Here is a 22,620-nt window from a genome sequence, read left to right as displayed (position 1 = left end):
TACTCCTAGCTTTGTATTGCGGACTTTCGCGGGTTGCTCTTTCTATTAAGACTGATTCCAGCAGTGGAACGTAGCGTAACTGCCCCACGGTGAAACACTCTCTATATTGATAGCCGGTCGGTGCTCGATAAACTTCTTCACCACTAAATCACCCACCAGCAAATGATTCGGTTCACTCAAGCCACGAAGTAATGCGTATTGTATGGTCCAAGGGCCAATGCCTTTTAGGTCAATCCATTTGGAAGGGTGCTCGGCTTGGTTGTCGACCATGTATTCGGCAAAACGCTTTAAGGTCTCCTTGCGGCTTCCTGGCATTCGCAAAAAGCTCACATCGGCTTCCGCTATTTGTTTCGGTGTCGGAAAATAGGTTTTCTTATCTGATTCAGAAAGCTCTTTAATCAATAGGTTTAGCTGACCAATAGCTGCTGTTACTGAGACTTGCTGTCCAAGTATCGCTCTGACACCCGCCTCCCAAGCACTCCATACACCTGGAATACGAATACCACTTCGGGCGACTAAGTTAGGATCGATCGTCGCAAAAAAGGCTTCAACTTTGGCGATGTCGACATCTAGGTCGAACATGCGACGAATGTGAGTGATCAAACCTCGTAATTGGTTTATATCATCCAACTCAAATTCAATATCTAATCGGTTCTTTTTAACTAAGATCGCCTTAAACCAACCTTTCGAACCATTTACTGTCACAGTTCGCTGGTAATAATCGGTCCCAACCTCTTCTATCCCCTCAATCATTCTGCGTCGATAAAAATCCAATAAGTGGTTCCAATCTAATGGGCCATGAAAAGCCAGTTGGATGTGATTACTCAGACTATCATTAGGTTTGGTTCGTCGAATCTGACTTGGCGAAAGCTTCAGCTCTTTTTGAAACGCATCGTTAAAGCGACGCGTGCTATTAAAGCCACTCGCAAAGCCGACATCAGTAATACTCATACTACTGTTGTGCAGCAACTGTTTAGCGAACATTAATTGACTGTACAGGCTATATTGCTTGGGTGACACACCAATATAGTTGTCGAACAAGGTGCGTAAGTATCGATCAGAGATCCCCAAACGCTCGGCAAGATCGGTAATCGAACCTGAGCTTAATGCACCGTTATCGATAAGCTGCATCGCTCTAAGAAACGTCGTTTCAACCCCTTTCCATGCTGGTGAGAAAGGAGCACTGTCTGGTCGACAGCGTAAACAAGGTCGGTAGCCTGCTTTTAACGCCTGAGCCTGATGAGAAAAGTACTCGACATTCTCTTCTTTCGGTGGTGTTGCAGGGCAGATAGGGCGACAAAAAATCCCCGTCGTTTTTACCGCAGTGAAAAACATACCATCAAAGCGAGCGTCTCGCGCATAGCGAGCCAAATGACACTGCTCATTAGTTAACGCACTGTTGTGATGGATATTTTTCGACATGATGTGTTCTTCCCATTTGCCATGATTTTGGCTCCGATAACTAAAAGTTTACCGTGAACGACCAGAGTCGCTAGCCACTTTCGGAAGCGAAGGTTATATAAATCACAAAAAAGGGTTTTAATTTTATTCAATTCGACTAAATTTAACCTAGAGAAGGCATTCTTCTCACAACGTCAACGATAGGTACTTAGCACGCCAAAGATGCAGAGACCTATCGAATATAAAAAGGAAAAGGCTATGGTTCTTCACACGTGTCGTATTGTTTTATCAAACCAACAGGTTCTCACCAGTCAATCAGTCGAACAATCTCTCAGCTTTCTTGAAGATAAAGCGAGCAACGGGATTTCTAAGATTGAAATAGACGCAACCGATGGACATCAGATCCATTCATATCTATCTCACTCTCTTGAAGAGTCCATTGAGAACTTAATGAACCTATAGCTTGTTGAAAGCATAACGCTTTGAAAACACGAGCTCTGCAATTTGGTGCTTTTGAAAATTTAGCGTTTTGAAATAGGTTACAGATACCAGGCTTAAACTGGTTTAAAAACAAAAATGGCTCCCTTGGGAGCCATTTTTTATCGAATCAACTTTTTACTTCATCAGCATCATAGTGATAACGAATACCACTATGCTGGTGCTTGCTCAGCGGCTTGTTGCAACGTGTAAGCAGTCGATGGGTCAATCTCGTTAACCAACTTCTCAACTTGAATGATCGCGTCAACCGAGGTGCTGCTTTTACGGTAGCTGAGGTAAATAGGGCGATACCAATCTTCAACACCTTTCACCTTATGAAGCTGACCTGAGTCGATAAAAGGCTCAACCATAGAAACAGGTAAATACGCACTGCCACCTTTCTCTAAGATAAAATCTAAAGCGATACGAGCCGTTGAGGTACGTAGATACGGCGCGGGCACTTTTGGGTGACGCTCGGCATGTTCAGAACCAAAACGCGTTCCCCAATCGACATAAACGTATTTATGTTGGAATACAGATTCCAGATCATCTTGTTGCGTTGATACCAACACCAAAACCAAATCAGCGACTTTTTTACAGTTCAGCTCTTCCGCTTTGATCTGATCGAACGCAAAAGCCATATCTAAGGTTCGTTCTAACAAATTACGGTTCAGTTGCTCGCGCCCCATCACCTCTGCCATGAAGCCGTAGCCGCCGAAAGAATCGGTCACTACGCTCAAACAGTTTTGCAGATACGCATCCCAAATATTCGGGGTGCCACCCAGTGTTAACTGCAGGGCTTTGCCACTTTCCAACGACAGCTCAAATTTGGCTTGTTGTAAGGTAGACACCATCACTTCAGCATAACCAATCAAACGTTCACCGGAAGAGGTGAGCTTGATGTTATTGCGGTCACGAATGAAGAGTTGAGTATCAAAATAGCCTTCAAGCTGTTTGATTCGCGCACTCACCGCCGCTTGCGTTAAATACAAGTTTTCAGCTGCACGCCCAAAATGGCGCACCCTTGCAACCTCAAGAAAGGTTCTAAATACTTTCACATCCATCAAATACATCTCTGTAATAAATCTGCTAACTAGCCGATCTAGGATTGTTTATCGTAAAGGCAAAAACGTTTTGTTTCCTATTTTAGCCTTTTAACAATATTTTCGCGTGAGCAATAAACACTAATTTCTATCTAACCACATTACTGAGGCTGATATGTCTGAGACCGAATTCCGTCACGGAAAAAAACGTTTTTATGACACCATTAAATTCCCACGAGGGTTTGCTAAGTCGGGTGATTTTACTCTGTCAGAAGAGGAAATCCTAACCTTGTTTGGTGACACTATGCTTGCACTTGAGACTGGTGAATTAACACCAACCAATGCAGAAGAAAAGCACTTCATCAAAGTGTTGTCTCACCCTCATAAGGCAAAGTCCAAGTTAGAGCGTGTTTGGTTGAAGTACATTCAACTGGCTCGTGGACGCCGTCGCTTTCATACCCTAAACGGCTGCAAACGCGGCGAAGTGCCTAGGGAAGAATACGAAAGTGAGTTAGTGTTAGAAGATTAGTAAAATCGCTCAAGGTGATACCTCATCACTTTGGGCTTTTTTTGCCTTCAAGGTTTACACTTCAAGCTCGCATTTTCTTCGTAATAGGTAAGTTTAGCTAACCTGTTCGGTTTTACCAATATTTATAGATAATTCATAGCGATAGCGTGAATCAACATCTATTCCCAGCCATTCAGGCGGGTATCTAATCCAGCTAAATTCTTCTAACCTCACTTAGCAACTTCCTTTTATCACGATAGTGGCACATTGCCATCATTATTTTTCACGCCTCAACTATACTCTCAAAGCCTGTGAACACGCTGAAGCTGTTTAATGCGCCAAAGCTTGTAAATCTGCAGAAACGCACAAACCCTTTCAGGCACTGAATCAAATCAACATTCCTGTATATGACAAGCGTATTAATCTTGTTTAACGCTACCAAATATCCATACAATTATTGTGCAATTTTGAGAGTTCTAGTCACAGATACGACGAAAAAAGCAAAAACTTGACCTAAAACAATAGCGGAACTCGATAACTTATTTTATAATGCGAATTAATGTTTCAGAACACTATAAAATTTAATTTCTAGGGGCAAAATCAATGAGACTTATTCCATTAAGCAACAAAGCTAAAGTAGGTAAATGGGCTGCTCGTCACATCGCAGATTCTATCAACAAGTTCGCTCCAACTGCTGAGCGTCCGTTTGTACTAGGTCTTCCTACTGGTAGCACACCTCTAACTACTTACGCTGAGCTAATTGAACTTTACAAAGCTGGCGAAGTTAGCTTCAAGCACGTTGTAACATTCAACATGGATGAGTACGTTGGTATCGACCCGAACCACCCAGAGTCTTACCGCACATTCATGCACGAGAACTTCTTCAACCACGTTGATATCCAAGCAGAAAACATCAACCTGCTAGACGGTCAAGCTGAAGACATCGATGCTCACTGTGCAGCATACGAAGAGAAAATCCGTTCTTACGGCAAAATCAACCTATTCATGGGCGGTGTAGGCATCGACGGTCACATCGCATTCAACGAACCAGGTTCTTCTCTATCTTCACGCACTCGTATCAAAACGTTGACTGAAGACACTCGTATCGCGAACTCTCGTTTCTTCGATGGCGACATCAACCAAGTTCCTAAATACGCACTAACTATCGGTGTTGCTACTCTTCTAGACGCTGAAGAAGTAATGATCCTTTCTCTAGGCCACAACAAAGCGCAAGCGCTTCAAATGGCTATCGAAGGTTCTGTAAACCACATGTGGACTGTTACAGCTCTGCAGATGCACCGTAAAGCTATCATCGTTGCTGATGAGCCAGCTCAACAAGAGCTTAAAGTTAAGACTCTACGCTACTTCCAAGAGCTAGAAGCTGAAAACATCCAAGACCTATAATCCCCATAGTCTTGAATAGCAGGGCGTTTTTAATAAAGAGAGCGTCTTGAATAGAAAAAGCCACTGAATGTGGCTTTTTTTGTGCCTGCTGCTTTTGTATTTAATGGGAAGAGATTTCGGATATTTTTTAGAAGCCTAAAAACAACAAAGCGATTTCTCCAACGAGAGAAACCGCCATCATTTTAAACTTTGTATTGAAACGAACGAACAGCTACAAGATATGTAGGATGTGAAACAAGATAAGCAGGGCTACAAACTAGAGCTAAGAGCTCAGCGCGTTATCTCGGCAGAGGGTAGTAATAATGTCAGTGATAGCCAATACGATCGTCGACTTCACCTTTTGATTATGTCGCCCCAAGAACATTTCAAGCATTGGGCCAGACATCGTTTCCACCATCTCCGCGTCATATTCGATAGGCATAATACGCTGAATTGCGTGCACCTTGTTGAGCTCAAATATCACATCAACTTCTGTGAAGCTGGTGTCTTCTCCCTGTATTTTCGCCCACTCTTTCAAGGTAACGAAAACCTCGAGATCGTCGTAGAGTTCTTTACTGATCACGCCGAGCCCGAGTAGCAATTTAGCACGAATCATGATCTCGCCTAACGGCCCACCACTGTTGAGAAGTGGCTCGACAACGAACTTAATTGCAGTGTCGTCTTTCTTAAAGATGTTTTTTAATACGGCATCTACCGTGTCGTCCAATGCATCATAAGCAGCCATTAGGCAGGCGCCAGCACTCTCAGCTTCCGAAAGGGCTTCGAGTAATTCAGTTTCATGGCTTGTTTGTATTGGCATAACGGCTCGACAATAAGAAAGTGCCACTGGTGTGGCACTTTGATGGTTTATCATTTCAATGCTAGATAAGCTTCTTCCGCTAGTTTAACAACTTCTGAGTCACTATTCAGCTCAGAATAATGCGCTAATGTCTCAGCAAAGCCTTTTTCTGCGAACATTGCTTGAAGTTCAACCGCTTGAGGGTCGTCTTCGTTCTTATAATGGAACGCAGCAGCGATTGCTTTTACTAGGTGAGCATTCGGTAGGCCGTACTCTAATGTACCATTTAGAGGCTTAACTAGGCGGTCTTGCGGGCTCAGTTTACGAATTGGCTGACGACCAACGCGGTCTACTTCATCACGTAGGAACGGGTTCGCAAAACGACCAAGAATTTTCTGGATGTATGCCGCGTGAGCTTCTGGATCAAAGCCGTAACGCTTAATCAGAACCGCACCACTCTCTTCCATCGTCGCTGTTACTTCAGCGCGGATTACGTCATCTTCGATAGAGTCTTTAATTGTCTCATGACCTGCAAGCACACCAAGGTATGCCGTTACCAAGTGACCTGTGTTTAGCGTGAACAGTTTACGTTCAACGAAAGCCATTAGGTTGTCAGTGCATTCCATACCTGGGATGTTTGGAATCTCACCTTTGAATTGTGTTTGGTCTACGATCCACTCGCTGAACGTTTCAACCGTTACCGCTAGGGGGTCTGTTTCGCCCGCTTCTGCCGGTGGAACAATACGGTCAACCGCAGAATCAACAAAGCCAATGTGCTCTTCAGTGAAGGCTTTCATTTCATCAGAAAGGTGCTCTAACACTGCTGCTTTTAATTGGCTAGTACCTCGAACCATGTTCTCTGCCGCGATGATGTTCATTGGTGCAGTGTTGTTTGCTGCTGCACGCTTTTCAATGCCTTGAGCGATAGACTTAGAGATGATCTTAAGAACCGTAGGGCCCACTGCTGTCGTCACAAGATCAGACTCAGCAATGCAATCTACTACTGCGCTTGTCGCTGAGTTTACTGCTGTCACGTTCTTAACAACTTCGACAACACACTCTTCGCCAACAATCTTAACTGGGTATTCTTGGCGTTCAATTAACGCATTTACAACCGTTTCATTTACGTCAGCAAACGTAACCTTCATACCAGCATCAGAAAGAAGCTTACCAATGAAACCACGACCGATATTACCTGCACCAAAATGTAACGCTTTCATAATTTTGACCTTATAAATATTTGAATCTAGATAGCTAACTGCTCAACAACATGCCTTGACGATGTGCTATAGGCATTAAGCAGTAAGCTATTCAGACTGAATCTTGTTAGAAAGATTAAGACCGAAAACGAGGCCAGTAGGGGGATACTGGCCTCCTTCACTCAGGAGCTTGACTAGAGCTTTTTAGTTTCCGTTGAGAATACGTAGAACATCAGCAGGGTTTGTTGTGTTCTGTAGGCATTCCACAGCTTCTTCATCATCGAGTGAATTGGTAATAGCCATCAGCACCATGTTGTGCTCATCGCCTTGTGCGGCAATACCGATAACCATTTTCGCGATATCGTCTTCATCTTCGCCCCATTGAATACCTTCAGGGTACTGACAGAAAACGATGCCGGTTTTTTGTACGTACTGTTTCGCTTCGATTGTGCCGTGTGGTACTGCGATAGACTCACCTAGGTAAGTAGACACAAGCTCTTCACGAGCAAACATGCCATCTACATATTCTGGTGATACGTTGCCAAGTTTTACTAATTGTTCGCCAGCAAACTTGATTGCGTCTTCTTTTTGAGTCGCTTTAAGGCCAAGGAAGATGCTGTCGTCAGTAAGTGCAAGCTTGTTGCCTTCTTGAGCTGGCGCTGCTGCAGGAGCCGGAGCTTCTACTTTCGTTTCACCACTTTGAGCATCGACAAGCTCAGCAACTAGTTGGTCGTATACGCCGCCGTCTAGGAAGTTGCTTAGAGACATATGCATCGCACCTGGCACAGTGCTACGAGCACGGTCTGTTAGGTCTTTATGCGTAATAACGATTTGCGAATCAGCTGGTAGGTTGTTGATTGCGTAGTTGGTCACTTCAATGTCTAGGCCAGCTGTTGCTACTTTCTTACGGAGTAGACCTGCACCCATTGCACTTGAACCCATACCCGCATCACACGCTACATAAACTGCTTTTACATCCGCTAGGTTTACGTTTGCTTCTGCTGCTGCACCTTTAGAAGACGCTTTCATGTCTTTCATTTGTGCTGAAGCTTTCTCTAGTGAATCTTCCTCATCATCTTGTGCTGATGTTTTTAGAAGGATTGACGCTACAACAAACGATACTGCAGTTGCTGCGATAACCGATAGAATCACGCCGATGTAAGAGCCTTTTGGCGTCATCAGTAAGACGGCGAAGATAGAACCTGGAGATGCTGGAGAGATAAGGCCAGAATCGAACATTACGTTAGTGAATACGCCAGCCATACCACCTGCGATTACCGCAAGAATTAGACGTGGGTTCATTAGAACGTAAGGGAAGTAAATTTCGTGGATACCACCTAGGAAGTGGATGATAGATGCACCAGCAGCAGATTGCTTCGCGCTACCTTTACCAAACACCATGTAAGCAAGTAGAAGACCAAAACCAGGACCTGGGTTTGCTTCGATTAGGAAGAAGATAGAACGACCCATCTCTTCAGATTGCTGGATACCTAGTGGAGAGAAGATACCGTGGTTGATTGCGTTGTTTAGGAATAGGATTTTCGCAGGTTCAACAAAGATAGATGCTAGAGGTAGTGCGCCTGCTTCTACCATTGCGTTTACACCAGCCGCAAGTCCGCCAGACAGAATCTTAACCGCAGGACCAATCACGATGAACGCGATGATCGCACAGATCATGCCGATGATACCCGCAGAGAAGTTGTTCACTAGCATTTCGAAACCACTCTTCACTTTACCGTGAACAGCTTCATCGAATTTCTTAATTGCGATACCACCTAGTGGACCTACAATCATTGCACCCATGAACATTGGGATATCAGTACCAACGATAACACCCATTGTTGTGATAGCGCCCACTACCGCACCGCGGTCACCACCAACCATTTTACCACCGGTGTAACCAATCAATAGTGGCAGTAGGTATGTAATCATAGGACCAACCATTGATGCTAACGTTTCGTTAGGCCACCAACCCGTTGGGATGAATAGTGCAGTAATGAAACCCCACGCAATAAATGCGCCGATGTTTGGCATTACCATATTGGATAAGAAACGACCAAAGTTTTGAACCTTAATCTTTGCTTCTGGTGATAACATAGGTAGAACCCCGTAATGTATTGGTTGGTCAAATGACCGAAAGTGTGTACTCAAAAGTCGATTAAAATGTATCACAACATTTCCAAAATGCACCTTAGCCCAACTTTCGTGACAACCATCACACACGAAAAACACTTTCGGGTTAACAAGCACACCTTAGATCACAAAAACACCATGAATTTAAATTACAAAGCCAAATTAATGAGAATGGATATCATCAACGCACGATCGAGATCACATTTTATTTTGTAATACTTAAAAATAAATATTGATCAAAATCACACTTAGTAAAATATAGCATCTAAGATCTATATAAACCGTATAAAAGAACATCGTGTCACGTATATAAAATATGCACCCAGATGAGCAGGATCACTATAACTGTAATTTAATTACAGATTGAGCTACATTTTGCTAAACATACAAAACGAGACCTAACGCTCTACTAAAAACATAGACCACTGAACTGCAGTTAGCATTGATAGATGTGATATGGTATTTACCAACGCTATCGCATCATATATATCTCCAACACCCATCAGTTGATCACTTCGCTATTTGAGAAAAGACTATGTCAGACAAAATTTCCACATCCGCACTCGCTAAACAAAAAGGCGTAGAAGCCAAAGCGCTATTTAGTGATCTAAAAACCGCTGGCTATATAGTACGTTCACAAGAGCGTTGGGTACTGACTGAGCGAGGGGAAAGTTTTGGTGGGGAATATGTCGAACACAAGAAGTTTGGTGTCTTTATTGTATGGCCAGAAAAACTGCTTATCGATTTGGACTCATTCGCTGGCAAAACATTAACCGCGACGCAACTTGGTCACGCCTTTGAGCTCAGCGCTAAGAAGATCAACTTATTGCTCAATGAACTTGGGTGGATAAAGAAAGAAGAAGATGGCTGGCACGTCACCTCAACAGGCTTAAAAGCCGGAGGTGAACAAAGAGAAGACAAAACGACTGAGAACTTATTCGTGGTGTGGCACGACTCGTTGGTCCGCAATAAACGATTAAAGCAATCCGTTGTCGAGTTCTTGGGCCACGATGCAGAAAGCCACTCGACCGATGTGTCGTTTTCTAGCTTCCGGCAGAAATTTGAGGCGAAACACCGAACCTTAGATGGGCACTATGTTCGTTCAAAGGGAGAGCTGATCATCGATAACTGGCTTTACATGGCAGGAGTGGTGCATGCGTATGAGCGTCCGCTGCCAATATCAAAAGAAGTGATCAGCGATTTTTATCTACCAAGTGGCAAGGTATACATCCAGTTCTGGGGAACCGACTCTGCCCCAATAGCAGAAGACAAACGTGAAGCGACGAGAAAAATCTATGAAGAGCATGGTTTTGGCTTAATCGAAATCACGCCAGAAGATATCCCCAACCTAGACAGCGTACTTCCGCCATTATTGCGTCAATATGGTATCAAGGCGTACTAAGCAACTGATCTTAGCGCGCCATAACACATCAAGATCACACTTACGCGCTCATTATGGACATTAATTACCATAGTGATTTGATATGTTCGCTATTTTTCCCCAACCCATCTTCTATTATCTTACACCCATCGACTTGAGCTACCGCAGATACTCGATTTAATTGGGGCATGTTCGATAACTATTTAGACGTTCAATCTATTGAGATTCGTTTAAATGCGTTATCTGTTTATTGTTGACGTTACCGAACATAAAACCCTACAACATTTATTATTGATAGATATTAGGATTCAACATGACTCATCCAATCATTACTGATCTAAACACTCGTTACACAGCTAAAAAATACGATGCAGAAAAACGCATCTCTGCGGAAGACATGGAAGTAATCAAAGAAGCACTTCGTTTGTCTGCTTCTTCAATTAACTCTCAGCCTTGGAAATTCATCATCATTGAGAGCGACGCAGCTAAACAGCGCTTCCATAACACTTTCGAGAACATGTTCCAGTTTAACCAACCACATGCGAAAGAAGCGTCACACACGATCCTGTTTGCTCATGATCCTAAGTACACTAAAGAGAAATTCGCTAAGCGTGCTGATACAGAAGTAAGCTCTGGTCACCTACCAGCTGAAATGTACGAGCAATTCCTAGGTGCTTACGCATTCGCAGAAATGAACACAGACGAAACAGGTTTCAACGGTAACTGGACTAAGTCTCAAGTTTACATCGCACTAGGTAACACACTGCACACACTAGCTCGTCTAGGCATCGCTTCAACTCCTATGGAAGGTGTAGACGCTGCTATGATCGGCGAAGAGTTTGCTGAAGAACTAGAAGGTCACGTTGTTGATGTAGCACTAGCTATCGGCTACCACAAAGACGGCGAAGACTACAACCACGGTAAACCAAAAGCGCGTCTAGCTCTTGATGAAGTGGTTACTACGTTATAACAGCTACTACGCTGTAATCGCTAAAACAAATCGCACTGCTTTATTTGGCCAGACTCTCGTCTGGCCTTTTTTTATTCATGCTATATAACTGCTGCTACACACTTAAAACACAGAAGTCAAAAAGACTCTTAAAAATCATTTTGATTACACAATTAGAACAGTCATAAAGACACAAATAACAGTTCAAAAACCAAACAAAACCATTTAAAACAACAAGTTAAAAACTTGGCACAACTAGTGCAATGATGACCTTAGATATTTAAATAAGGTATTATCATTATGACTATTCACGTTAAATCAAATGTTCATTGGGTTGGTGTCCACGACTGGGAAACCGAGCACTTTCACGGTAAGGAATACCACATGAACAAAGGTACCAGCTATAACTCGTACCTGATCCGTGAAGAGAAAACGGTGCTTGTCGATACCGTTGATCATCGCTTTACTGAGCAATTCCTTGCAAACCTTGAGATGGAAATCGACATCAATGACATCGACTACATCATTTGTCAGCATGCCGAGGAAGACCACTCTGGTGCCCTTTCTGCGCTATTAGCCAAAATTCCAAACACACCTGTTTACTGCACAGAAGCTGGTGTTAACTCGATTGTTGGCCATCACCACCAACCAGATTGGAACTTCAGAACCGTTAAAACCGGCGACACGCTCGATGTGGGTAATGGCAAGCAACTTATCTTTGTTGAGATGAAAATGCTGCACTGGCCTGACTCAATGGCGACCTACCTAACGGGCGATGAAATCCTGTTCAGTAATGATGCATTCGGCCAACACTACTGTGACGAGAACCTGTTCAACGACCAACTAGACCAAGTAGAACTGCACGATCAATGTCTGCGTTATTTCTCTAATATCCTGACGCCATTCGCGCCTCTAGTGAAAGCGAAGATTGAAGAAGTGTTGAGTTTAGGTGTACCGATCGATGTGATTGCGACTTCTCACGGTTGTATTTGGCGCGACAACGCGACTCAGATCGTTGAGCAATACTACGAATGGTCGAAAGCCTACAAAGAAGATCGCATCACTATTGTCTACGACACCATGTCGAACAACACTCGCATGATGGCTGACGCAATCGCAAAAGGGATCCGTAAAGGTAGCCCAGAAACGGCAATCAAGGTCTTCAATATCTCTAAGCACGACAAGAATGACATTCTTGCCAATATCTTCCGCTCAAAGGGCGTACTCGTTGGTTCATCAACCATGAATAACGTGATGATGCCGCAGATCGCAGCTTTGCTTGAAGAGATACACGGCCTGCGCTTTGCAGAAAAAAGAGCCGCAGCCTTCGGGTCTTCAGGTTGGACAGGTGGCGCAGTAAAACGCATCGATGCTCGCCTACGTGAAGCGAATTTCGAAGTCAGTGCACCACAACACATCCATTGGAAACCAGACACAGACGCCCTTCGCCAGTGCATCGATTACGGCATGACACTGGCTGAGGTTTGGCGTGCCGATGAAACTGAGGTTAGCCAACCTAAGCAAGTGGAGCGCAACGTACAACGCATTGAATCAGCACCGACAAGCACCCCAACAGAGCTAAAAGACACAGCAGAACAGAACCTAGAACAAACGCAAGATAAGCCTGTACATAGTGCAGATTGCACGTGCTGGCATTGCACTGTGTGTGAATGGGTGTACGACCCACAACTAGGCGAACCGTACCAAGGCGTTGAACCGGGAACACCATGGGCACAAGTACCTGATGATTTCCTTTGTCCAGAATGTCATTTAGGCAAAGAAGTGTTTGTGGAGAAGTAGCATGCCGAACATTGTTATTGTGGGCGGCGGTTTCGCTGCCCTACAAACCATCAAGATGATTCGTAAGCTCGACCAAAATATTGCGATCACTATGATCACCGCTGATGCGGGCGTTGAGTACAGTAAGCCAAATCTTTCGCATGCGTTCAGTCAGGCACAAACGCCTGAAACACTGGCAATACATAGTGCGAAACAGTTGGCTGAACAGTACAACGTTGTTATCAAGACCAAAGCGCTGGTGAGCGAGATAGACACTAAGCAGCAATGTGTTCATGTAAATAGCGAAACCATCCATTATTCGAAGTTGGTATTGGCAACAGGCGCGACGCCCTTCATACCACCAGCGAAAGGGCTAAAACGCAGCGCGACTATTACTCTTAATAGCTTGGAAGAGTTCGAGAAACACAAAACGCAGGTCGACGATGCACAGCGAGTCACTGTGATGGGCGGCGGTTTGATCGGGGTCGAGCTCGCCTTCGATCTTCAAACCGCAGGTAAAGATGTCACTATCATCGAACCCGCGAGTTACTTACTCAATAACTTAGTGCCACCTTTCGTGTCCCTAGAGTTGGAAAGAGAGTTAAGAAAAGCAGGCGTCACCGTTGAAACCGATTCTGCGGTGTGTCGAGCAACTTATCTAACTGATGGGGTAAGATTGCAAACCACTTCTTCTCGCTTGATACGAACCGACATCGTGATTGCAGCAGCAGGACTAAGGCCAAACACGCAGTTAGCGACACAAGCAGGCATCGACGTAAACAGAGGGATTGTGGTCGATGAAGCCATGAGAACCAGTGCCGAGAATGTGTATGCGATTGGTGACTGCGCCGAAATAGAGGGGCGTGTGATGGCTTATCTGCAACCCGCTATCTTGTCTGCGAACGTGTTGGCTAAGCAGCTCTCTATAGATAAAGATAAGATCATGGCGGGAGAAGGAAAGTTCAGCTTGCCTCACATCATTACTAAGGTAAAAACGCCAAGTTATCCAATTCAACTTGCTGGGCGTGATATTAAAACCGCGCAAAGCTGGGAAACGCGATTCGACCCGAAAGGTATTATCGCAAAAGGCTTTAATGAAGATGATCAGTTGGTTGGGTTCATTGTCACGGGAGAGCACACCAAAGCCGCTTTCCCTCTGCTTAAAGAGCTACAAGCCAGCTCACCCGCATAAACTCTGCTGCCAATAAAACGAAAAAAGCCAGTCAACAGACTGGCTTTTTTATACGTTAAACGTGGTGTTCACATTAACCGATAAACGAGATGTAACCTTGTAGGATAATCAGGTTAACAATATCGATAAAGAAGGCACCAACGATTGGCACAACCATGAAGGCTTGTGGTGACGGACCGAAACGGTTCACCAAAGAGCCCATGTTCATTACCGCTGTTGGTGTTGCACCTAGGCCGAAACCACAGTGACCACCCGCCATAACCGCAGCGTCGTAGTTCGAACCCATCACTTTGAACGTCACAAAGTAAGAGAAGATACCCAACACAACAGCCTGAACAGCAAGGATAACCAAGAATGGAATCGCAAGGTCAAAGATATTCCACAGTTTCAAGCTCATTAGCGCCATAGCTAGGAACAGTGACAATGACACAGTACCCAGAATATCAACCGTTTCGCTGTCGGTTTTATGCAGCTTAGTCACTTCAAAAACGTTAGTGATGAACACACCAATAAACAACGCGTAAACGAAGTCAGGAATCATCAACCAAGAAATTTCAAAGGTTGCTACCCATTGCTCTAGATATCTCGCACCCGTGATACAGATAAGAAGAATGAACAATACTTCAATCACCTTCTTCGCCGTCACTTTGTCTTCTTCATACTCGTTATAGGTAACCAGTTCAGGGAAGCGTTCGTGCGTTTGCGTACCTGTGCCGTATTCAGATTCAAGATTGTTCTTATCAATCAGCTTTTGCGCTACAGGGCTGCCGATGATACCGCCAATAATCAAACCGAAGGTGGCAGAAGCCATCGCGATTTCTAAGGTGTTAGCAATGCCAAACGTGTCTGCGAAGGTTTGAGACCAAGCCGCACCAGTACCGTGACCGCCAGATAACGTGATAGAACCCGCTATCAAACCCATTAAAGGTTCAAGACCAAGGGCGGTTGCCAGTGTCACGCCCACACCATTTTGAATAATGATGTAAACCGAAGCGACACCTAAGAACAAGAACACCTTTGCGCCACCCTTTATAAGCTGGGTGTAGTTAGCAGCAAGGCCAACCGTTGCAAAGAACATCAACATGAATGTGTTCTGTAAAGGCAAGGAGAACTCAAGATCAACGCCGTTAAAATGTAGGGCTGTAATAGCAAAAGCGACGATCAAGCCGCCGACGATGGGCTCTGGAATGTTGTACTTTTTGAGAACCGGTAGCTTTGCATTTACAAAATGCCCTAGAAACAAAACACTAATCGCGATTAGGAAGGATTCTAGTGGCCCTATTGAAATTAATTGATTCATATAACCTCTATTTTTTTACGTTCTCATCTTCCCTAATGAGTCTAGTTTTATCTGTAATTATTTGTGCTGCTCTACCTATATTTATGCAAATCGGTAAGAAATTGTGGATTTGAAAGCCGAACACATTACTGCGTCTGCCTAGTGTCATGTTAATGGCACGTTAACTTTTATAGGAGATAGAAGGTTTTGTGACAACAATCACCTCCAAATAAGTCTAGGCTGATACAAATGTTATTGTCGATATTCCGCTTTCTGCATGCCTAAAAAAGCAAAAAGGAGCTATTGCTAGCTCCTCTTTTATCACCATCGCTGGTAATTAGAATTTTTTCGGTGCGTAACCCGTCATAACCTCAATGCGAAGCTCTTTACCAATCTTCGTCATTGGGTGAACAACCACTAATCCTTTTACAGACTTTTTCAGTTTACCCATATCTGCTTGCTCAGCTTTCGTGATTTCACGGCTAAATGGCATATCAAGCAACGACTTACGCTCTTGATTCACATCGAAGCTTTGCTTGTGCTTAAGCTGGGCAATTTTCTTCGTTAGCTTCTTAATCTCTTCTTCAAACTGACGAACAACAGGGCGATCATTACGAGTCTTAGCAGCATCTAACTTGTGGCGACACTTGTCTAGACGGTTGTTAATTTGTTGAAGTTCGTTTTTAGCACTCATAATAATTTCCTAAGATTAAGCAAGCCAATTCGGATTGGGGCGCGGAGTATAGCACAAGGGTTTACGTGAACTGAAATTTATCTTAAAAATCGCCAATGGGATGAAATCTAACCTAAACTGTCTATCAATCCACCTTCAGTCGCTCGCGAATCAATCTGGAGCTGAACATTCAAACAAATCACAAGGACCCGCGATGACACTCCTGAAACGAGCACTGATCTATAGCCTAGCCATTGGCTCTGTGTTTGCCACAACTTATGCGTCCAGTGAAGCATCCAATGACAATACACTGGCTAACAATCTGATCGTTGAATATGCAACGCCTCAAACTGATGAAGAAAAGCAGATCAAGCAAGAGATTGAGCTCAGTGGCGTCAATGAAACCGTGATTGACCTATCGAATCAACTATTCATGTTCAATCAGCCCTTGGTCATTCAATACGGTGGCGATGATGGTCCACTCTACGATCCACAAACCCATCAGGTACTCATCCCATACGGTTTTTACGCCGAATCCCTCAATTACTTTGAGAAGAACCAATACGAAAAAGAGTACGGAAAATCGGCACAAACCGGGGCTGTCGATACCTTGCTGCACACACTGCTTCACGAAGCTGGACATGCTTATATCGAAGACCAAAAGATTGCCATCTTGGGCAAAGAGGAAGATGCGGTCGACAACCTAGCGACTATTCTATTGCTTAACTATGTGGAACACGGTGCCGATGCTGCTATCAGCGCAGCTGACATGTTTGCCTTCGAATCTGAAGACCGCCCTGAATATTATGATTTAGGTGAATACATCGATGAGCACAGCTTTGATCTTCAACGTTACTTCTCTACTCTGTGCTTGGTGTATGGCAGCGACCCTGAAGCCTATAAGAATTTACTCGATGAAGTAGAAAACGATTATTTGAAAGACAGAAAAGAGTTCTGTGTCGAGCACTTTGATGTGATTACAGAGAATTGGCATCAGTATTTAAAAGATAGTGATGAGACCTAGAAGAACGAGACTTAAAAATAGCAACGAAGCTTAAAAGACAGTAACAAGGAATAGAAAGAAACGGCTTTGGCATCAGACTCAAAGCCGCTATTCAGTTATTAAGCTAACAAGCGAATTGGTCGCTTGGCTTAAAGCCCTAGACCTTCACTTTGTACTTTAGATCTTGGGCTTCATCGCCGGTCATGCCTCGGAATCCCCAACAGTGCGATGGCTGTTCTTTGATGGTGATTTCAATATCAATCGGAGAGATAGCCAGCTGCTTTTCTATTTCAGAAAATATCTTCTTAATTAGGCGCTTCTTGGTGTTCACCGCTCGAGCTTCCATCATATTGATCTCAATAACGGTGTAGGCCTCTGTCCGTCCTTCAGGGTAAAAGAAATCGTCTCTTTCTAAAGGCACAAACCGATGTGCGCGCTTGTCGTCAGGTAAACCCATCTCACTGTTTAAACACTGCTGCAACACGTTCGAGAGTTGCAACTTAATTGGATTTAAGCACTCTTTGATACCATAGATAACAATCATGACCATTCCTTTGATGCGATGTCAGGTAAAGAAGAACGTTAGATAGCAGCAGCGTCTAGCCACCATCCATTCGCTTACTATTTGTACATATAGTACCTAATACCGTCGCTGAAAGAAGGTTAAAACAATGAATTTATGAACAGGTGCAACAAAAAACATATCCTCACCAAATAGCAGCAAACAATTACAGCCACAGCGAATTGATCGAACCCTAGCCACTGCCCGTATATCTCCTTGAATCACATCTGAACTAAGGAGTGCTATGTGCCTAATACACCTAGGAAGACCACACGGACAAAAACCGAACCAGAAACACCCGTAGAGTCTTCTCTAGAACTCGCTGTGTTTCCCCTTCCTGTCTTCCTTTTACCTGGAGGGAGACAAAGGCTGCGCATTTTCGAGCCTAAATACCTTGCGATGGTCGCACACGCAGCGCAGGGCGAAGGCTTTATCATTGCCACTCAAGACAACGTAAAGTCAGAACATCTCAGCTCTTGGGGGACCAAGGTGATGATCGTTGACTTCAATATGTCGGATGACCAGATATTGGAAATTGATGTCGAAGGCGAAAAGTTGGTGCAATTGCATGGTTCGTTTCGAGACGACGATGATCTGATTAAAAGCCAATTCAGCTTGTTGCCTCACTGGCCTACCGATGAATATAAAGTGCCCAACGTGTTTACTGCGTTTTTGGTTCAGCTGTTTCGCGACCACGATTCGATAAGAACCCTTTATCCCACGCCTGATTTCGAAAGCCCACAATGGATTTGTGCGCGACTACTCGAGATGATGCCTATCCCTTTAGAAAAGAAAACCGAGTTCACCGAGCCCGCTAGCTTTCCTTCTTTAGTTCCTTTTTTGAATCAAATCATTACGGGGCAATAAGCACTTTTCTTCACTATAATTTTGTATAGTGGAAATTAATTTAAATTAAAGTGATCCCGGCCTTCAACTTTCACGTAGTGCCACTCAAATTCGCATGATGGTTATTTACTATGCAAGTCGAAAGTAGAAGTTCAGGGAAGGGCAAGGAGCATGTCATTATCCCAGACAAAAAAACAACGACCGAATCCAAGGTACCAGCAGAACTTTCAAGCTGGTTAGTCTTGGTTGGTACAGACAGAGACAAGCAGGCATTTACCTGTTTGTTCAAGTTCTTTGCTCCCAAGATAAAGCGTTTCGGAATTAGCAAGTTAGGCGGTGAAGCTGCGGCGAACGAGCTGGTTCAAGACACCATGACTAACGTTTGGAAGAAAGCCCATCTTTATAATGAAGACAAGGGCGCTGCGACGACTTGGGTCTACACCGTTATGCGAAACGCCGCTTTTGATATGTTGCGTAAAGTGAAAGCCAAAGCGGAACAGACAATCGCAGATGACATCTGGCCTATCGACGCAATGGTTGCTGAATCTCAAAGTGACGAGTTACCGTTTGGCGATCATTTGATGAGCCGACACGTAATGACGCAAATAGAGAAGCTGCCTCTGGCTCAGAAAACCATCGTCAAAGGCGTTTACTTTCAAGAACTCTCTCAAGAGCAGCTTGCACAACAACTTGGCGTCCCACTTGGAACAGTGAAATCACGTCTAAGACTCGCTTTAGCCAAACTTAAGGTTCACATGGGGGAACAAAGCCATGATTAAACATCACCCTAACGAAGCAATTTTGAAAGACTTTGTTGACGGCACGCTTGCTGACTCAGTATCTCTAATTGTGTCGAGCCATGTAGAGCTATGTGAACACTGCCAAGAGAAAGTGAAACAGTTAACGGCTGAAGCGGCGAATAATGCGTTCGACAAAGAACCTGCGTTTGCGAGCGAAGAATCAGACAGCTTTTCAATGGACGACATGGATTTCGACTTTGATGCAATTGAGCAGATCACTGCTGATTTATCCCAGTCGGTAGAAGTTGAACCTAAGGTAGAACAAGTTACCGTTGCAGATACCACGTTCACAATTCCTCGCGCTCTGAATTCAGTGGCGAGAAAGGATTGGATGAACCTAGGCAAGATTTCACGAGCACGACTCGATTTCGATGACGAAGCACACCACACGAGTTTGTTGCACATCGATAAAGATGGACAAGTGCCTTGCCACACTCACAAGGGCTTTGAGATCACGCTTCTTCTAGAGGGCAGTTTCGAAGACGAAATGGGTGTTTACAACAAAGGTGACTTCATCTGGTTGGATGGCAATCACACTCATCAACCTGCAACAAAAGAAGGTTGTGTCTGTTTAACCGTTTCAAGTGATGCGCTTTACTTCACAAAAGGTGTGAGCCAACTATTCAATCCACTTGGAAAATATATCTATTAACCCAGTTGCAGGCTATAAATATACAGGATGGCATGAAGCTATCCTGTATATCGTCAACACATCTGAATAAGAACATCTACGGTGTCAAAATAAAAACACACCCAGCTCTGTAAGTACGATTAGCAATGTTGAACTATAAGAAAAAGCTCAGAGCAGGAGCAAAGGAGTTGGCCAATGGAAAAGAAAATTAAAATCGGTATCAGTGCATGTGTTGCTGGACACAAAGTACGTTTCGACACAGGTCATAAACGCTCTCGTTTTTGTACAGACGACCTAGCAGACTACGTGGAATTGGAACCTGTTTGCCCAGAGATGGCTGTTGGCCTTCCAACCCCTCGCCCAACCATTCGTCAGACACGGATGTTAGACGATATCATTCACGTTTCCCGTCCTGATGGTACTGGCGACGTTACTGATGAGTTAATCGAATTCGGTCAAAACTACTCCAAGAACAACCAACACATCGCTGGTTTCATCGTGTGCCAAAAGAGTCCAACTTGCGGCATGGAGCGCGTTAAGGTGTATCACCATCATGGCCGCGGCTCTGAATCAACAGGCATTGGGATGTTCACTAAGCAGGTTATGGAAGGCAACCCGTTGCTGCCTGTGGAAGAGAATGGTCGTCTGAACGATCCGATTTTGCGCGAAAACTTCATGACTCGTGTTTTCACGTATCAGAAGTGGCTAGACCTAGTAGATGAAGGTATTACAAAGCACAAGCTTATCCAGTTCCATAGCACCCACAAGTATCTCGTAATGTGCCATCACGTAGAAGGTTACAAAAGCCTTGGTAAATTACTAGCAGGCAACGAGCTAGAGATAAATGAGCTTGCAGATAAGTATATCGAAGGGCTGATGACGGCATTATCGCACCATGCAAACCGTGGTACGCACGCCAACACACTTCAACACCTTCAAGGTTACTTTAAGAAGCAACTCAGCAGTGCTCACAAGCAAGAGTTATCTAACCAGATTGCTTCTTTCAGGGAGGGCGTGATTCCGCTATTAGTACCACTAACACTGATTAATCACTACTTGATGGAATACCCAAACGAGTACCTGCAGTCACAGGTGTACTTAAATCCTCACCCGCAAGAACTTAAATTGAGATACGGATATTGAGCGACATTCTATGGATACGACGAGACCTGCGGATTCACGATAATCCAGCTCTCGTCGCTGCAGTTGAAAACGGCGTCTCTATCGCCGTTTTTATTTCAACTCCGCAGCAGTGGCAACAACATCACCTTGCTCCAATAAAAGCAGACTTCATTTACCGACACCTCAAGCAGCTTGAATCACAGCTCGCGGAATTCGGTATTACTCTGCTGCACCTCAAAGCTGGCGACTTTGACGACCAATCCAAACAACTCATCGATTTATGCCAGCAGCTTGATGCCAAGTGCGTCTACGCTAACTCTGAGCCAGAGGTCGATGAACAAGCTCGCGATAAAAAGCTGATTTCAAGCGGCCTAAACCTGAAGATCAGCGATTGTGACGTTATGCTGCCACTCGGTAGCGTTCTCAACAAACAAGGCGAGATGTTCAAGGTATTCACTCCCTTCAAAAACGCTTGGTTAAAGCAGGTTCAAGCTAAAGGCATCGAGTGCTGTCATGCTCCAGTGATGCCAGCTAAAAGCCACGATGACCAACGTTCAGAAGCGCAGTTACCTGACAGCTTTTCAGCCTATCGACTTGCCGATGATTACGACTTCGACTTCCCTCGCGTTGATTCAAGTCGCTGGCCAATGAGCGAAGATGTACTAAGCAGCGTGATCCCCAATTTCTTGGCTAACAAAGTCAATGACTATGCACACCTGAGAGACATCCCTTCCGTCAAAGGAACCTCTGGCCTGTCACCTTACTTGACGATCGGTGCAGTGAGCCCAAGATGGTTAGCGATTCAGTTGATTCAGCAACAACCTGATCTGCTGTTTGACTCGCAATTACCTGCCTTTTCTTGGCTTAATGAATTGATTTGGCGAGATTTTTATAAGCATTTAATGTTCCATCATCCTAAACTGGTAAAAGGCGCTAACTTTCAACAAAAGTACAATGGCTTAGATTGGTATCAGGATCACCCGAGCTTCAAAGCTTGGTGTGAAGGGAGAACCGGCTACCCGTTAGTTGATGCAGCCATGCGCCAACTGGTTGATACAGGTTGGATGCACAACAGACTAAGAATGGTAGTGGCGAGCTTCCTGACCAAACACTTGCTTATCGACTGGCGTTGGGGCGAGCGATTCTTTATGACGCACCTTATCGATGGTGATTTCAGCGCTAACAATGGTGGTTGGCAGTGGGCTTCAAGTACTGGCTGTGATGCTCAACCTTACTTCCGAATTTTCAATCCAATCACCCAGAGTGAAAAGTTTGATCCGAAAGGAATTTTTATTCGTAAGTACATACCAGAGCTGAAAAACATTCCCGACAAGCATGTGCATTTTCCACATGATTACATTGCAAAAAACGGAATTAACAGCGAATACTGGCAACCCATCGTTGAACACAAAGAAGCACGATTGAGAGCCTTAGCCTTTTTTAAATAATTAGAGTGAATA

The 22,620-nt window shown here is 44.3% G+C and carries 21 protein-coding genes; 13 read left to right on the top strand and 8 right to left on the bottom strand.

The genetic code is table 11. From position 1 onward, the window contains the following. Positions 1-45: 45 nt before the first annotated feature. Positions 46-1,422, bottom strand: a complete 1,377-nt coding sequence (locus L0992_21590) for a helix-turn-helix domain-containing protein (GenBank protein XGB68994.1) — start codon at positions 1,420-1,422, stop codon at positions 46-48. 237 nt (positions 1,423-1,659) lie between these two features. On the opposite strand from L0992_21590, the gene L0992_21585 reads away from it, so the two are divergent. Next, the gene (locus tag L0992_21585) at positions 1,660-1,863 is read left to right on the top strand and encodes a hypothetical protein (GenBank protein ID XGB68993.1); all 204 of its coding nucleotides are present in this window, start codon (positions 1,660-1,662) and stop codon (positions 1,861-1,863) included. A 188-nt stretch (positions 1,864-2,051) separates the two neighbouring features. Here the strand turns inward: L0992_21585 and L0992_21580 are convergent, their stop codons facing one another. Continuing rightward, on the bottom strand, positions 2,052-2,942 hold the full coding sequence (locus tag L0992_21580; protein ID XGB68992.1) for a LysR family transcriptional regulator: 891 nt from the start codon (positions 2,940-2,942) through the stop codon (positions 2,052-2,054). Positions 2,943-3,096: 154 nt separating this feature from the next. Between L0992_21580 and L0992_21575 the strand changes: the two genes are divergently transcribed. Both L0992_21575 and L0992_21570 read left to right on the top strand, forming a co-directional pair. Further along, positions 3,097-3,450, top strand: a complete 354-nt coding sequence (locus tag L0992_21575) for a DUF413 domain-containing protein (GenBank protein ID XGB68991.1) — start codon at positions 3,097-3,099, stop codon at positions 3,448-3,450. A 582-nt stretch (positions 3,451-4,032) separates the two neighbouring features. After that, on the top strand, positions 4,033-4,833 hold the full coding sequence (locus L0992_21570) for a glucosamine-6-phosphate deaminase (protein XGB68990.1): 801 nt from the start codon (positions 4,033-4,035) through the stop codon (positions 4,831-4,833). A gap of 262 nt (positions 4,834-5,095) precedes the next feature. Here L0992_21570 and L0992_21565 read toward each other — a convergent pair whose 3' ends face one another. The 3 genes from L0992_21565 to L0992_21555 form a co-directional block, all read right to left on the bottom strand. Next, positions 5,096-5,632, bottom strand: a complete 537-nt coding sequence (locus L0992_21565) for a transcriptional regulator (GenBank protein XGB68989.1) — start codon at positions 5,630-5,632, stop codon at positions 5,096-5,098. Between the two features lie 50 nt (positions 5,633-5,682). Then, positions 5,683-6,831 carry a mannitol-1-phosphate 5-dehydrogenase gene (locus L0992_21560; protein XGB68988.1) on the bottom strand — a complete coding sequence of 383 codons (1,149 nt, stop codon included), beginning with the start codon at positions 6,829-6,831 and terminating at the stop codon, positions 5,683-5,685. A 183-nt stretch (positions 6,832-7,014) separates the two neighbouring features. Then, positions 7,015-8,907, bottom strand: a complete 1,893-nt coding sequence (locus L0992_21555) for a PTS mannitol transporter subunit IICBA (GenBank protein ID XGB68987.1) — start codon at positions 8,905-8,907, stop codon at positions 7,015-7,017. 571 nt (positions 8,908-9,478) lie between these two features. On the opposite strand from L0992_21555, the gene L0992_21550 reads away from it, so the two are divergent. From L0992_21550 to norW, 4 genes are all read left to right on the top strand, one after another. Then, a complete protein-coding gene (locus L0992_21550) occupies positions 9,479-10,345 on the top strand; it encodes a glycerol kinase (protein ID XGB68986.1) in 867 nt (288 codons plus the stop codon). A 292-nt stretch (positions 10,346-10,637) separates the two neighbouring features. Beyond that, positions 10,638-11,294, top strand: a complete 657-nt coding sequence (locus tag L0992_21545; GenBank protein XGB68985.1) for an NAD(P)H-dependent oxidoreductase — start codon at positions 10,638-10,640, stop codon at positions 11,292-11,294. 279 nt (positions 11,295-11,573) lie between these two features. Further along, positions 11,574-13,073, top strand: coding sequence for an anaerobic nitric oxide reductase flavorubredoxin (norV, locus tag L0992_21540; protein XGB68984.1), 1,500 nt, complete (start codon positions 11,574-11,576; stop codon positions 13,071-13,073). 1 nt (position 13,074) lies between these two features. Further along, complete coding sequence (norW, locus tag L0992_21535) at positions 13,075-14,244, top strand: NADH:flavorubredoxin reductase NorW (protein ID XGB68983.1); 1,170 nt, start codon at positions 13,075-13,077, stop codon at positions 14,242-14,244. 73 nt (positions 14,245-14,317) lie between these two features. Here norW and gltS read toward each other — a convergent pair whose 3' ends face one another. Both gltS and L0992_21525 read right to left on the bottom strand, forming a co-directional pair. Beyond that, on the bottom strand, positions 14,318-15,544 hold the full coding sequence (gene gltS / locus L0992_21530) for a sodium/glutamate symporter (GenBank protein XGB68982.1): 1,227 nt from the start codon (positions 15,542-15,544) through the stop codon (positions 14,318-14,320). Between the two features lie 316 nt (positions 15,545-15,860). Beyond that, positions 15,861-16,217, bottom strand: coding sequence for a YibL family ribosome-associated protein (locus tag L0992_21525; protein ID XGB68981.1), 357 nt, complete (start codon positions 16,215-16,217; stop codon positions 15,861-15,863). 193 nt (positions 16,218-16,410) lie between these two features. Here L0992_21525 and L0992_21520 point away from each other — a divergent pair, with 193 nt between their 5' ends. Next, on the top strand, positions 16,411-17,220 hold the full coding sequence (locus tag L0992_21520) for a DUF4344 domain-containing metallopeptidase (protein XGB68980.1): 810 nt from the start codon (positions 16,411-16,413) through the stop codon (positions 17,218-17,220). Between the two features lie 136 nt (positions 17,221-17,356). Here the strand turns inward: L0992_21520 and L0992_21515 are convergent, their stop codons facing one another. Beyond that, the gene (locus tag L0992_21515) at positions 17,357-17,743 is read right to left on the bottom strand and encodes a tautomerase family protein (protein ID XGB68979.1); all 387 of its coding nucleotides are present in this window, start codon (positions 17,741-17,743) and stop codon (positions 17,357-17,359) included. Positions 17,744-18,007: 264 nt separating this feature from the next. On the opposite strand from L0992_21515, the gene L0992_21510 reads away from it, so the two are divergent. The 5 genes from L0992_21510 to phrB all read left to right on the top strand — a co-directional run bounded on the left by L0992_21510 (position 18,008) and on the right by phrB (position 22,608). Beyond that, entirely contained in the window at positions 18,008-18,628 is a 621-nt protein-coding gene (locus L0992_21510) for a hypothetical protein (protein ID XGB68978.1), read from the top strand. 110 nt (positions 18,629-18,738) lie between these two features. Further along, positions 18,739-19,386 carry a sigma-70 family RNA polymerase sigma factor gene (locus tag L0992_21505; protein XGB68977.1) on the top strand — a complete coding sequence of 216 codons (648 nt, stop codon included), beginning with the start codon at positions 18,739-18,741 and terminating at the stop codon, positions 19,384-19,386. Further along, on the top strand, positions 19,379-20,059 hold the full coding sequence (locus tag L0992_21500; protein XGB68976.1) for a ChrR family anti-sigma-E factor: 681 nt from the start codon (positions 19,379-19,381) through the stop codon (positions 20,057-20,059). Before L0992_21505 ends, L0992_21500 begins: the two co-directional genes overlap by 8 nt. Positions 20,060-20,233: 174 nt before the next feature. Then, entirely contained in the window at positions 20,234-21,181 is a 948-nt protein-coding gene (locus L0992_21495; GenBank protein ID XGB68975.1) for a DUF523 and DUF1722 domain-containing protein, read from the top strand. Continuing rightward, positions 21,178-22,608, top strand: coding sequence for a deoxyribodipyrimidine photo-lyase (phrB, locus tag L0992_21490; GenBank protein XGB68974.1), 1,431 nt, complete (start codon positions 21,178-21,180; stop codon positions 22,606-22,608). The genes L0992_21495 and phrB overlap by 4 nt, the downstream gene beginning before the upstream one ends. The last annotated feature ends 12 nt before the right edge of the window (positions 22,609-22,620 follow it).

Origin of the sequence: Vibrio pomeroyi, assembly GCA_041879425.1 — a bacterium.
Taxonomy (GTDB): Bacteria; Pseudomonadota; Gammaproteobacteria; order Enterobacterales; family Vibrionaceae; genus Vibrio; species Vibrio pomeroyi_A.
Note: the sequence above shows the minus strand (reverse complement) of the source record. Positions and strands in the feature narration are given on the sequence as shown.

Excerpts from the sequence above, each read along its gene's own strand:
- L0992_21565 (XGB68989.1), bottom strand. The coding sequence starts at position 5,632 with ATGCCAATACAAACAAGCCATGAAACTGAATTACTCGAAGCCCTTTCG.
- L0992_21500 (XGB68976.1), top strand. The coding sequence starts at position 19,379 with ATGATTAAACATCACCCTAACGAAGCAATTTTGAAAGACTTTGTTGAC.
- L0992_21520 (XGB68980.1), top strand. The coding sequence starts at position 16,411 with ATGACACTCCTGAAACGAGCACTGATCTATAGCCTAGCCATTGGCTCT.
- L0992_21545 (XGB68985.1), top strand. The coding sequence starts at position 10,638 with ATGACTCATCCAATCATTACTGATCTAAACACTCGTTACACAGCTAAA.
- L0992_21550 (XGB68986.1), top strand. The coding sequence starts at position 9,479 with ATGTCAGACAAAATTTCCACATCCGCACTCGCTAAACAAAAAGGCGTA.
- L0992_21585 (XGB68993.1), top strand. The coding sequence starts at position 1,660 with ATGGTTCTTCACACGTGTCGTATTGTTTTATCAAACCAACAGGTTCTC.
- L0992_21505 (XGB68977.1), top strand. The coding sequence starts at position 18,739 with ATGCAAGTCGAAAGTAGAAGTTCAGGGAAGGGCAAGGAGCATGTCATT.
- L0992_21580 (XGB68992.1), bottom strand. The coding sequence starts at position 2,942 with ATGGATGTGAAAGTATTTAGAACCTTTCTTGAGGTTGCAAGGGTGCGC.
- L0992_21525 (XGB68981.1), bottom strand. The coding sequence starts at position 16,217 with ATGAGTGCTAAAAACGAACTTCAACAAATTAACAACCGTCTAGACAAG.
- L0992_21575 (XGB68991.1), top strand. The coding sequence starts at position 3,097 with ATGTCTGAGACCGAATTCCGTCACGGAAAAAAACGTTTTTATGACACC.
- L0992_21560 (XGB68988.1), bottom strand. The coding sequence starts at position 6,831 with ATGAAAGCGTTACATTTTGGTGCAGGTAATATCGGTCGTGGTTTCATT.
- norV (XGB68984.1), top strand. The coding sequence starts at position 11,574 with ATGACTATTCACGTTAAATCAAATGTTCATTGGGTTGGTGTCCACGAC.
- L0992_21590 (XGB68994.1), bottom strand. The coding sequence starts at position 1,422 with ATGTCGAAAAATATCCATCACAACAGTGCGTTAACTAATGAGCAGTGT.
- L0992_21570 (XGB68990.1), top strand. The coding sequence starts at position 4,033 with ATGAGACTTATTCCATTAAGCAACAAAGCTAAAGTAGGTAAATGGGCT.
- norW (XGB68983.1), top strand. The coding sequence starts at position 13,075 with ATGCCGAACATTGTTATTGTGGGCGGCGGTTTCGCTGCCCTACAAACC.
- gltS (XGB68982.1), bottom strand. The coding sequence starts at position 15,544 with ATGAATCAATTAATTTCAATAGGGCCACTAGAATCCTTCCTAATCGCG.
- L0992_21515 (XGB68979.1), bottom strand. The coding sequence starts at position 17,743 with ATGATTGTTATCTATGGTATCAAAGAGTGCTTAAATCCAATTAAGTTG.
- L0992_21555 (XGB68987.1), bottom strand. The coding sequence starts at position 8,907 with ATGTTATCACCAGAAGCAAAGATTAAGGTTCAAAACTTTGGTCGTTTC.
- L0992_21495 (XGB68975.1), top strand. The coding sequence starts at position 20,234 with ATGGAAAAGAAAATTAAAATCGGTATCAGTGCATGTGTTGCTGGACAC.